Source organism: Streptomyces sp. NPDC059695 (assembly GCF_042733785.1).
Classification (GTDB): Bacteria; Actinomycetota; Actinomycetes; order Streptomycetales; family Streptomycetaceae; genus Streptomyces.
In genome coordinates, this window is record NZ_JBHWFF010000011.1 from 3,519 (window position 1) to 14,995 (window position 11,477).

The window sequence follows — 11,477 nt, forward strand, 5'->3', positions numbered from 1 at the left end:
CTCGCGCGCGCGCAGCGCCCCCCCCCGGCGCGCCCCGGCCCGCGCGCGCCCGCGGGCGGGGGGCGGCCTCGGGTGTCACCGGGTTTCCCGGCTCAGGAGCCGGCGTCCCGCTCCCAGCGGTAGAAGCAGTGCGCCATGGCGTCCTTGGGGCTGCGCCAGGTCTGCGGGTCGTACGCGCTGACGTACGCCTCCAGACGCTCGCTGACGCCGCGGAACTCGGGGTGTCCGACCAGCCGGGCGACGTTCGGCGCCGGGTCCTGCTCGGACTCGATGAGGTGCAGGTAGACGTCGCCGAACTGGAACAGGCTGCGCCGGGCGACCCCCACCAGGTGCGGCAGTTCACCGCGGTCGGAGTCGGCGAACACGTCCGCGATCGCGGGCGCCGAGCCGGGCGCCATGCGGGCGACGATCAGTGCGTGGTGCATCGTTTTCCTCTCTGGATCGGACGTCCCCGGAGCCGTCAGGCGGGCCGGACCGGCGCCTTCCGGCCCTCGCGCGCCGCCTCGACGAGACGGTCCCGGATGAGGGCCATCTGGATGCGGGAGTTGCGGTTGATGTTGTCCGTCATCCAGGCGTCGTCGACGGGGGCGTCGGGCTTCATCGCGAAGTCCTGGACCCAGCGCATCTGCACGCCGCCGGGAAGCTCCTCGTACTCCCAGGCGATGTTCATGTGCGCGAACGGGCCGGTCTCGACGCGCCGGGCCCGCACCGTGCGGTTGACACGGTCCGTGGTGCGCTCCGACACCCAGCTCCAGACCTTCCCGTTCTCGTCCGGGTGCATGGTCAGGCGGAACTTGGTGGTGTCGCCCTTGCGTTCGATGACCTCGACGGAGGCGTACTCGCTGAAGAGCTGCGGCCAGTTCTCGATGTCGTTGGTCATGTCCCAGACGAGGTCGAGCGGGGCGTCGATGGTGATGCTGTTGTCGGTGTGTCCGGACACGTCAGACTCCTGCGAGGGTGTTGTTGACGAGGGCGACGAACTCCGCCGGCGTCTTGCAGCGCTCGGCGTCGGTGGGCAGCGCCACGCCGTGCCGGTTCTCCAGCTCCCCGACGATGCCGAGCAGGCCGAGCGAGTCGACGCCGAGGCCGCTGAAGGGGGTCTCGGGGGCCTCTTCGAGCTGGAGCGGGTCGACGGTGACGCCGGCCGACTGCTTCATCAGCGTGGCCAGGTCGCCGAAGGTGAGCTGCGTGGTGATCATCTTCGTTTCTCCTTCCTCGCCCGGTCCTACCGGGCGAGTCCGCCACCGCGGCGCACGACGAGCGCCGCGTTGGATCCCATGAGTCCCCGGCTGAGGACCAGGGCCGTGCGCAGCTCGGCGGGCCGAGCCGCGGACATGACCACGTCGAGGTCGCAGTCGATGTCGAACACGTTGGGGGTGGGGGGCACCAGACCGTGCTCCATGGCGAGCACCGCTGCCGCGGTGTCCAGGACGGGTGCCCCGCAGTACGCCCGGCCGTAGCCGGTCTTGGGTGCCGTCACCGGGACGCGCGTGGCATGCGCGCCCAGGGCGTCGGCGATGGCCAGGGCCTCGGCGCGGTCCGCCGCCGGGACGCCCAGGGCGTCGGGGAAGACGACGTCGATCTCCTCCGGGGCGCAGCCGGCCTCGTCGAGGGCGACCCGGATGGCGCGGGCGAGTCCCTCCCGGGACTCCTCCCAGCGCGAGGCGCCGGTGAAGGTGGCGCCGTGGCCCGCGACGGTGGCCCGGACGGTCGCGCCCCGGTCGAGGGCGCGGGCCTCGTCCTCGACGACGAGCATGGCACCGCCCTCGGCGGGGACGAAGCCGCAGGCCTTCGCCGTGAAGGGACGGTAGGCGCGGTCCGGGTCCTCGACGGTGCTGAGCTCCGGGTAGCCGAGCTGGCACACCATCGAGTACGGGGCGAGGGGCGCCTCCGCGGCCCCGACGACCACGGCGCCGGTCCCGCGCCGGACGGCGCGGGCCGCGTGGGCGAGGGAGTCCAGGCCGCCGGCCTCGTCGCTGGCGACCACCCCGCACGGCCCCTTGAAGCCGTGCCGGATGGAGATCTGGCCGGTGCTCGCGGCGTAGAACCAGGCGATGGACTGGTACGGGCCGACGAACTTGGAGCCCTGTCCCCACAGCTTCTGCAGCTCGCGCTGGCCGAACTCGCCGCCGCCCGATCCCGCGGCGGTGACGACGCCGATGGAAAAGGGGTCCTCGGGGTCCTCGTCGTGGCCGAGACCGGCCTCGTCGAGGGCGAGCGAGGCCGCCGCCATGGCGTAGTGGGTGAACCGGTCCGTCTGGACGAGGAAGCGCTCGTCGATGAGGTCCGAGGCGTCGAAGCCCTCGACCTGGCCGGCGACCTTGAGGGGCAGGTGTTCACAGCCCTCTCGGCTGATCCGGCCGAGGACCCCGAGGCCCTCCCGGACGGACTTCCAGTACGCGTCGGTGCGCAGTCCGTTGGGGGCGATGACACCGATCCCGGTGACGACCGCCCGCGGTGCCCGCTGTGTGCTCATCGTGTCCTCCCGTCCGGCCCGGTCAGGAGCACGGCGGACTGGAAGCCGCCGAAGCCGCTGCCGACGGAGAGCACGTTCCTCAGCTTCCGGGGGCGGGCGGTGCGCGGCACGTAGTCCAGGTCGCACTCGGGGTCGGGGATCTCGTAGTTGGCGGTCGGGGGCACCACCTGGTGCTTCAGGGCGAGCACGCAGGCGGCCACCTCGATCGCGCCGATCGCGCCGAGCGAGTGGCCCACCATGGATTTGATGGAACTCATGGGCGTGTCGTACGCGTGGGCGCCGAGGGAGCGCTTGACGGCGGCGGTCTCGTGCCGGTCGTTCTGGCGGGTTCCCGAGCCGTGCGCGTTGACGTAGTCGATCGACGTGGGGTCGAGCCTGGCCTGGTCGAGCGCGGTGTCGATCGCCCGGGCCATCTCCAGTCCCTCGCCGGTCAGACCGGTCATGTGGTAGGCGTTGCCGTAGGTGGCGTAGCCGCTGATCTCGCAGTAGATGTGCGCGCCCCGGGCCCTGGCGTGCTCGTACTCCTCCAGGACGAGGACCGCCGCGCCCTCGCCCATGACGAAGCCGTTGCGGCGGTTGTCGAAGGGCTTGGAGGCGTGCTCGGGGTCGTCGTTGTCGGGGGAGGTGGCCTTGATGGCGTCGAAGCAGGCCATGGTGATCGGGGAGATCGGCGAGTCCGACGCCCCGGCTATGACGACGTCCGCCCGGCCCTCCTCGATGGTGTGGAAGGCGTAGCCCACGGCGTCGAGGCCGGAGGTGCACCCGGTGGAGACGGTCTGCACCGGGCCGCGGGCCCCGAACCGCTCGGCGACCACGGCCGCGAGCGTGCTGGGCGAGAACGCCAGGTGCAGCTTCGGTTCGGCGGCGCGGTGGTCGACGTCCCACCGCTGCCCGCCCGCGCTGACCAGGACGTAGTCCCGCTCCAGGCGGGTGGTGCCGCCGACGGCGCTGCCGAGGCTGACGCCGACGCGCCAGGGGTCCTCGGCGTCGGTGTCGAGCCCGGAGTCACGGACGGCCTCGTCGGCGGCGACCGCGGCGAACTGCACGTAGCGGTCGGTGTGTTCGGCCAGGTCGGGTGGCAGGCCGTGGGCGTACGGATCGAAGTCGCACTCGGCGGCGATGCGCGAGCGCAGGCCGGCGGGGTCGAACAGGGTGATGCCGCGGGTCGCCGTACGTCCCTGGGTGAGGAGGTCCCAGAAGGCCGCCGTGCCGGCGCCGCCCGGGGCGACCACGCCGATGCCGGTGACGGCCACGCGCCGGGTCACTCGAGGGCCCCCTCGACGGCTTCCTCGGTGTCGACGTGACCGAGGCTCGGGTGCGGGGCGAGCGGCCCCAGGTGGAAGACCATGCGGGCCTCCACGTCCCCGGTGTTGCGGAAGCGGTGGCGCATGCCGATCGGGATCAGCAGGCCCTGGTCGGGCTCCAGCGTGTGCGTGTCGCCGTCCAGGTCCACCTCGAACCGGCCCGCGACGACGAACACGAACTCCTCGGAGTACGGGTGGTAGTGCTCGGCGATGCGCTCGCCCGGCTGGGCGATGGCCATCCCCATGAAACCGCTGGTCGATTTCACCGTGGCGGGCGTGAGCACGGCCCGCACGTCACCCCCGCGTCTGCGGTTGGGCTCCGTGTCGCTCAGGTTCACGATGAGCCGAGTCTGCTCCAGCATGGTTGGTACCTCCGAGTGTTGTGCGGTGTGAGGACGGCCGGGGCCTCGGGGCCCGGCACCGGGTGCCCGGGGAGGGGTTCGGTCCCCCCCGGGGCGGCGCCGGACCGTCGGCCCCGGGACGTCGTCTCAGGAGTCGGCCGCGCGGCGGTCGGTGACCGGCAGCATGTCGGCGTGCGACAGGAGCCGGTTGAGGTTGCGCTCGTTGTCCAGGGAGCCCTCGACGCCGATCGCGGCCCCGTCGAGGAGGCGCTCCAGCACCTTGGCCTTCCTGGCGCCCTTGACGCCGAGGGCGGCGACGGGGTCGAGGTCGAGGTCGCCCGCGACGTCCACGAGACGCACCACGACGTCGTCGCGAAGGAAGACCGTGCTGCCGTACACGGGGCTGTCGGGGTCGACGGCCGCCTCCGCGTCCTGCTGGGCGAGGAGCCGGGCCAGGTCGGTGCCGCGGCCCGCCTTCGCCGGGTAGTACAGCGCGTGGCGCCGGAGGTCGGCCGGCTCGGGGCCGTCGGCGACCACGTGGTGCACGGCCGGCAGGGCCGCCCGGGTGAAGAAGAGCCGGGCCGACTCGGGGTCGGTGAGGTCCCGGTCCTGCTCCAGGTAGGGGTTGATGGCCTCCTCGACGGCCCGGACGCCGGGCTGCCGGGCGACGTGCCGCAGCGCGGACAGGAGGTCGCCCTCCACCTCGACGGCCCGCACGACCCGGTTGCCGTGCATGAACAGCGAGGTGCGGCGCAGCCGGGTGTTCTCGTCGACCTGGGCCTCGGGCGACTCGTAGCCGGCCAGGAGCTCCGCGACCTTCGACTCGGAGCCGGGCTTGACGGTGAAGGTGAGCGCGTGGCGCGTGACGCCGTCGCCCACCCGGGCCGCGACCTCCTCGCCGACGGCCGTCTCCGGCGTGAGCGGCCGCTGGGCGCCGGTCTCGCGGAGGATGCTGTAGCGCATGGACCGGGTGTCCCGGACGCAGCTGTGCATCGGCTTGACCACCTCGACGTGGTCCTCGCTGTTCACCCAGGCGAGGAAGGGCGGGGCGCTCTCCCACTCACTGGTGATGAGCCACTGCGAGGGGTTCTCGATGGACTGGCAGAGCTGGTCGCTGACGTGACCGGGCACGGCCGCCACCTGCTTGCGCATGACCTCGTAGGCCTCGAGGAACTGCTGCTGGGCTCCGTCGTACAGGTCGAGCAGCAGGATCACCCGCAGCCTGGAGCCGTCGAACACCGACTGCGATATGCGTGCCGTGCTGGTCATACGGCGCACCTCTTCTCGTCTGTGAGAGCGGGGAGGGACCGCCTGGCTCCGAAGGCCGGGGGCGTCATGTACCGAACGTTGGCTCGGACGCACGTTCTCCGCGAGCCCCACGGAGCGGATGAGTGAACAACGCGTCATTCGGGTGCCCTCCGCGCACGGTCCGGGGCTCGGCCGGGCAGGCATGTGCATCCCATCCCCGACCCGCGTCACCGGTGACGCTGGAGGCCATCGATGAACCGAAGCGAAGCGACCGGTGAGATCGGACACCGCACGCCCGTCCTCATCGTGGGCGGCTCGCTCGTGGGCCTGTCCACCTCGCTCTTCCTGGGGCGTCTCGGCGTGCCGCACACGCTCGTCGAGCGCCATGCGGGCACGTCGATCCACCCGCGCGGCCGTGGCAACAACGTGCGGACCATGGAGGTCTTCCGTGGCGCCGGTGTCCGCGGGCGCATCCACGAGGCCGCGAAGGTCCTGTCCTCGAACAACGGGATCCTGCAGACGCCGACCCTGGTGGGCGATGCCGGGGAGTGGCTGTTCCGGCAGATCGACCCCGAGGGCGGCCTCGCCCGGTTCAGCCCGGGCGAATGGTGCCTGTGCAGCCAGAACGATCTCGAACCGGTGCTTCTGGAGAGCGCGCGGGAGCTCGGCGGGGACCTGCGGTACTCGACGGAGCTGATGTCGTTCGAGCAGGACGCCGAAGGGGTGACCGCGCGGGTCAAGAGCCGGGAGACCGGCGAGCACACCACCATCCGGGCGGACTACCTGGTCGCGGCGGACGGGCCGCGCAGCCCCGTCCGCGAGGAGCTCGGGATCGGGCAGAGCGGGCCGGGCGACCTCTTCCACAACGTGAGCATCACGTTCGAGTCGCGCGACCTCGCGGCCGTCGTCGGCGACCGCCGCTTCATCGTCTGCTACCTCACGAGCCCGGAGGGCGACGGGGCGCTCCTCCCGGTGGACAACGCCGAGCGGTGGGTCTTCCACGCCCCCTGGCACCCCGAACGCGGCGAGACCCTGGAGGAGTTCACCGACGAGCGGTGCCGGGAGCACATCCGGCGCGCCGTCGGCGTACCGGACCTCCACGTGGAGATCACGGGCCGGGCTCCGTGGCACGCGGCCGAGCGGATCGCCGAACGGTACGCGGACGGGCGGGTGTTCCTCGCCGGCGACTCGGCCCACGAGATGCCGCCCACGGGGGCCTTCGGCTCCAACACCGGCATCCAGGACGCGCACAACCTCGCGTGGAAGCTCTCGGCGGTCCTCGACGGCTGGGCCGGCCCGGACCTGCTGGCGTCCTACGACGCGGAGCGCCGGCCGGTGGCGGAGGCGACCAGCGCCCGCGCCTCGTCGCGTTCGGTCGAGCACAGCCACCCCGGGTACGCCCCCGGGCCGGGGGCGGGCGGCAAGCGGGGCGGGATCCTCAACGTGGCGCTGGGCTACCGCTATCCGCGCGGTGCGGTCCTGGGCGCGGACCCGGCGGTGCCGGTCGTCCCGGACGGCCTGCTCCTGACGGGCGAGCCCGGCAGCCGCGCGCCGCACCTGTGGCTGGACCGGTCGGGTGAGCGGATCTCCACCCTGGACCTGTACGAGCGGACCCCGGTGCTGCTGAGCTCGGCGGGGGCCGTCGGCGGCTGGCACACCGCGGCGGCACGCGTGGCCGAACGGCTCGGTGTGCCGCTCGCCTCGTACCGGATCGGCGACGGGCCGGACGCCGAGCTGTCCCCCGCGGACGGCGCGGACTGGGCGGAGGCGTACGGCGTCGGCGCGAACGGCGCGGTGCTGGTCCGCCCGGACGGGTTCGTCGCGTGGCGGTCCGAAGGGGCGTCGGAGGACCCGGAATCGGCGCTGCGGGCCGCCCTGACGGCCGTGCTCGGCCTGGACTCCCGGCCCGGCGCGCGCTGAGCCGGCGCGAGGGCGGGCCGTACCCCTCGGGGTGCGGCCCGCCCTGGCGTCGCGGGGTCCGCCCCGGGCCGTCGCGAGGGCGCGCGCTAAGGTGTGGGGTGCTTCCGCGAACCCTTCTCACCGGCCCGTCGCTCGCCGACGCCGCTCTTCTCGGCCATGTGGAACAGGGACGGGAGTGGCCGCTCCTCGTGTGGGCCCCCGGCCCGGGTTTCCGCATGGTGTCGAGCGCCGTCCTCGGCGGAGGGATCGGCGAGCGGCGGTGGGTCGTCAACGCCCAGGTCCCGCCGGGGTACGCCCGCCTCGACCCCGTCGCCCACCTCCGCGACCTGGCCTCCGGGGCCGGGCTCGACGGCGCGGGCGTGGGGCTCATGACGGCCGCGTCGGTCGCGGACCGCCGGTACGCCGCGGACGGCGGCGCCCAGGCCGTGGTCACCGCCGGGATCGGGGTACGGGGCTGGGCCGCCGTCCCGGGAGCCGGCGGCGTCACGCCCCCGCGCCCCGGAACGATCAACATCATCGTGTCCCTGCCGGTGCCGCTGACGGACGCCGCGCTCGTGAACGCGGTCGCCACCGCCACCGAGGCCAAGGTGCAGGCCCTGGTCGAACTGGGCGCCGACGCCTCCGGCACGCCGACGGACGCGGTCTGCGTGGCCGCGCCCGCGCACGGCGCGGACCCCGCCGAGTCGTTCGCCGGGCCGCGTTCCCTCTGGGGCGCGCGGCTCGCCCGGGCCGTGCACGCGGCGACCCGCGCCGCGTGCGCGGAACCGCTCGCGCCCCCGGCCGCGCACCGCTGAACCGGTCGGGCCGCCCCGGACGCCGTCCGGCCGATCCGAACCCGTCCCGCCGCCCTCAGCCGTGCGAGAGCAGCGCCGCCGTGAGCTCGGCCGCGCGCCGGTGCCAGAGGTCCGCGCCCCGGAGCATCGCGTGGCCGCCGGACGGCATCGGGATGCCCGCCGCGTCCGCGCCCGCCGCCCTGGCCCGCCGTACGAACTCCCAGGACAGACGGGCCGAGGTGACCCGGTCGGTCTCGTCGTGGAGCAGGTAGAGGCGCCGCCCGCCGAGGTGGTCGACCGGCTCGTCGGCGGGACACCAGGGCGCGAGCGCGACGACCCCGCGCACGGCGGGGTCGCCCGCCGCGCGGAGGGCGGCGCGGCCGCCCATGGAGTGGCCGACGAGCACGACGGGCACGGGCCCGGCCTGCTCGCGGAGCCGCGCGAGGGCGGCCTCGGCGTCCAGGGCGGCGTCGGCGCGCGCGCCGTTCCAGCCGCGGTGGCGGTAGCGCACCTCGGCGATCAGCACGCCCCGGCCCCGGACGGCCCGGGTGACGGCGCCGACGAAGGGGCGCATGCGGAGCGCCGGCAGGTTGAGGGCGGGCGGCGGCTCGGGGCCCTCGGCGCGGCCGCCGTGGAGGAAGAGCACGGCGGCGGCGGGCTCGGCGGGCGCGCTGCGGACGAGGAGCGCGGTCGGGTCGGCACGGCGGGTACGGCACAGCGTCATCGCGCGGCCCTTCCGCTCGCACGCACGCGCGGATCCGGGGGAACGGACCCGCCGGTGCGGACCGGGTGACCGGGCCGCGGCCGCTGCGCCATGGGGCCTCCAGGAGTAGGGGGTCGGAACGACCCGGGGGGCCGAAGTCTGCCAGGCGCACCGGCCGGCCGGCACACCGCGCCGCCGGCGGCCGTCCGGCGCACGCGGGAAGGGCGGCGCACCCCGCTCCGTTCGCACCCTCGGCTCGAACGCGCACACCCGCAAGGATGAGCGCCGCCGGTCCCCGGCTCCGCTTGCGCGGCCGAGGGCGCGGGGCGACGGAGAGTGGTCGCCCCGGGGCCTGTCTTCCGGATCGGGCCGGACCGGGGCCCGTACGCCCGGCGCGGTCCGGGAGGCAGGCCCCGTGCCGCCGTCCTGTTCGAGCAGGGAGCCTGATGGGCAGCCGCCTGATCCGTCGTTGCCGCAACACCTTCGTCGTCGCGGTGCTCGCCGTCGTGACCGCCGCCGCCCCCGGCGTGCCGGCCCCGCCGGGCACCGGCGCCTCCGCCGCCGCGCCCGCCTTCGACCCGGAGCCCGCGCGGGCCGCCCTGGAGCGCCTGCTGGCCTCCAGGGCCGCGCAGTTCACCCTGATCCCCGTCGGGGAACCGGACTCCGGGGACTACTTCTCGGTCTCGGGCCCGGCGGGCGCGATCGAGGTGCGGGGCACCTCGCCCGCCACGCTCCTCACCGGAGCGGGCTGGTACCTGGAGCGGGTCGCCGGGGTCGACATCGGCTGGCCGGGAGACAGCCTCGGCCGGCTGCCGGCCACGCTGCCCGCGGTCTCCGGGACGATCACCCGGTCCGCGACCGTGCCCCACCGCTACGCCCTGAACGACACCGACGAGGGCTACTCCGGCGCGTACCGGGACTTCGCCGCGTACCAGCGCGACATCGACCTGATGGCGCTGCACGGGGTGAACGAGGTCTTCGTGCCGACCGGCGCCGAGTACCCGTACTACCGGGCGCTCCAGGAGTTCGGCTACGACGCGGCGGAGCTGCGGGCGTGGATCCCCGGTCCCGCGCACCAGGCCTGGTGGCTGCTGCAGAACATGTCGGCCTTCGGAGGGCCGGTGTCCGAGCGGCTGATCGAGGACCGGGCGGCGCTGGGGAGCCGGATCGCGGAACGCCTGCGAGCGCTCGGGATGACCCCGGTGCTGCCGGGCTTCTTCGGTACGGTGCCTCCGGGCTTCGCTGACCGGAACCCCGGCGCGGCGACCGTGCCGCAGGGCAAGTGGGTCGGGTTCGCGCGCCCCGACTGGCTGGATCCGACCGGCCCCGTCTTCGGTGAACTGGCCGCCGCCTACTACCGGGCGCAGCGGCGGCGGTTCGGTGACACCGACATGTTCAAGATGGATCTGCTGCACGAGGGCGGCACCCCGGGCACGGTCGACGTGGCCCGGGCGGCGCAGGCCGTCCAGGAGGCCATGGACACCGCGCGTCCCGGCGCCACCTGGGTCATGCTCGGCTGGCAGAAGAACCCCTCCACGGCGCTCCTGAGCGGCGTGGACCGGAACCGGGTGCTGATCGTCGACGGCCTCTCCGACCGGTACGACGGCCTCGACCGCGAGGCGCAGTGGGGCGGGACGCCGTACGCCTTCGGCACGATCCCGAACTTCGGCGGACACACCTCCCTGGGCGCCAACACGGGCGTGTGGACGGACCGGTTCCCCACGTGGCTGAACCGCTCCGGCAGCGCGCTGCGCGGCATCGCGTACCTCCCGGAGGGCACCGGCGGCAACCCGGCCGCGTTCGACCTCTTCACCGAACTCGCCTGGGAGCCGGGGCCGGTCGACCAGCGTGCCTGGTTCGCCGCGTACGCGGCCCGGCGGTACGGCGGCGGCGACCCGCACGCGGCCGCCGCGTGGGAGCAGCTGCGCCTCGGCCCGTACAGCGGCGCGTCCGGTACGTGGAGCGAGCCGCAGGACAGCCTCTTCACCGCGCGGCCGAGTCTGACGGCGGCCACGGCGGCGCGCTGGAGCCCGACCGCGATGCGGTACGAGGCCGGGACGGTGGAGCGGGCGCTGACGGAGCTGCTGCGGGTGGATCCGGCGCTGCGCTCCTCGGAGGCGTACCGCTTCGACCTGGTGGACGTGGCGCGTCAGGCGCTCACCAACCGCTCCCGCGTCCTGCTGCCGCGCATCCGGTCCGCGTACGACGCGAAGGACCCGGAGGGGTTCCGGGCGCTGGTGCGCGAGTGGAACGCCGACGAGGAGCTGCTCGGGCGGCTCGTCGCCTCCGACCGCCGCCTCCTGCTGGGGCCCTGGCTGGCCGCGGCACGGTCCTGGGGCGCCGACGCGGCGGAACGCGACCGGCTCGAGTACGACGCCCGCGCGATCCTCACCACCTGGGCCGACCGGGGGCCGAGCGAGACCGGGGGGCTGCGCGACTACGCCAACCGCGAGTGGGACGGTCTCGTGCGGGACGTGTACGCGCCGCGCTGGGCCGCCTTCTTCGCGGGGCTCGACACCGCGCTCGTCCGGGGCACGGCACCGGCCGCCGTCGACTGGTTCGCCCGGGACGACGCCTGGGCGCGCGGCCGGCAGGTCTACCCGACGGTGCCGGCCGGCGACCCGGTCGCCCTGGCGGGCGAGGTCGCGGCGGCCCTGTCCGCGGCCTCCACGACCGGGCGGCGATGAGAGGAGCGGCGGCGCACCTCTCCGG

General features: G+C 74.6%; 11 protein-coding genes. 3 read left to right on the forward strand and 8 right to left on the reverse strand.

The genetic code is table 11. The features are described 5' to 3' along the window. Nucleotides 1–92: 92 nt before the first annotated feature. The 7 genes from ACFV2S_RS15580 to ACFV2S_RS15610 all read right to left on the reverse strand — a co-directional run bounded on the left by ACFV2S_RS15580 (nt 93) and on the right by ACFV2S_RS15610 (nt 5,390). Nucleotides 93–425 carry a TcmI family type II polyketide cyclase gene (locus tag ACFV2S_RS15580; protein WP_385558376.1) on the reverse strand — a complete coding sequence of 111 codons (333 nt, stop codon included), beginning with the start codon at nt 423–425 and terminating at the stop codon, nt 93–95. 35 nt (nt 426–460) lie between these two features. Next, nucleotides 461–940: an SRPBCC family protein gene (locus ACFV2S_RS15585; RefSeq protein WP_385558379.1), complete on the reverse strand. Its 480-nt coding sequence runs from the start codon at nt 938–940 to the stop codon at nt 461–463. A 1-nt stretch (nt 941) separates the two neighbouring features. Beyond that, entirely contained in the window at nt 942–1,199 is a 258-nt protein-coding gene (locus ACFV2S_RS15590; RefSeq protein WP_383800216.1) for an acyl carrier protein, read from the reverse strand. Nucleotides 1,200–1,225: 26 nt separating this feature from the next. After that, nucleotides 1,226–2,476: a ketosynthase chain-length factor gene (locus tag ACFV2S_RS15595; protein ID WP_385558382.1), complete on the reverse strand. Its 1,251-nt coding sequence runs from the start codon at nt 2,474–2,476 to the stop codon at nt 1,226–1,228. Beyond that, nucleotides 2,473–3,741 (reverse strand): beta-ketoacyl-[acyl-carrier-protein] synthase family protein, encoded by a 1,269-nt coding sequence (locus ACFV2S_RS15600; RefSeq protein WP_385558385.1) that lies wholly within the window; start codon nt 3,739–3,741, stop codon nt 2,473–2,475. Before ACFV2S_RS15600 ends, ACFV2S_RS15595 begins: the two co-directional genes overlap by 4 nt. Continuing rightward, nucleotides 3,738–4,142 carry a cupin domain-containing protein gene (locus ACFV2S_RS15605; protein WP_385558388.1) on the reverse strand — a complete coding sequence of 135 codons (405 nt, stop codon included), beginning with the start codon at nt 4,140–4,142 and terminating at the stop codon, nt 3,738–3,740. Before ACFV2S_RS15605 ends, ACFV2S_RS15600 begins: the two co-directional genes overlap by 4 nt. A 126-nt stretch (nt 4,143–4,268) precedes the next feature. Beyond that, nucleotides 4,269–5,390, reverse strand: a complete 1,122-nt coding sequence (locus tag ACFV2S_RS15610) for a SchA/CurD-like domain-containing protein (RefSeq protein WP_385558391.1) — start codon at nt 5,388–5,390, stop codon at nt 4,269–4,271. Between the two features lie 231 nt (nt 5,391–5,621). Between ACFV2S_RS15610 and ACFV2S_RS15615 the strand changes: the two genes are divergently transcribed. Next, entirely contained in the window at nt 5,622–7,289 is a 1,668-nt protein-coding gene (locus ACFV2S_RS15615) for an FAD-dependent oxidoreductase (protein WP_385558394.1), read from the forward strand. 98 nt (nt 7,290–7,387) lie between these two features. Beyond that, entirely contained in the window at nt 7,388–8,083 is a 696-nt protein-coding gene (locus ACFV2S_RS15620; protein ID WP_385558397.1) for an adenosylcobinamide amidohydrolase, read from the forward strand. A gap of 55 nt (nt 8,084–8,138) precedes the next feature. On the opposite strand, the gene ACFV2S_RS15625 is transcribed toward ACFV2S_RS15620, so the two are convergent. Continuing rightward, on the reverse strand, nt 8,139–8,786 hold the full coding sequence (locus tag ACFV2S_RS15625; protein ID WP_385558400.1) for an alpha/beta fold hydrolase: 648 nt from the start codon (nt 8,784–8,786) through the stop codon (nt 8,139–8,141). 425 nt (nt 8,787–9,211) lie between these two features. On the opposite strand from ACFV2S_RS15625, the gene ACFV2S_RS15630 reads away from it, so the two are divergent. Further along, on the forward strand, nt 9,212–11,452 hold the full coding sequence (locus ACFV2S_RS15630; RefSeq protein WP_385558403.1) for an alpha-N-acetylglucosaminidase: 2,241 nt from the start codon (nt 9,212–9,214) through the stop codon (nt 11,450–11,452). Nucleotides 11,453–11,477: the final 25 nt, after the last annotated feature.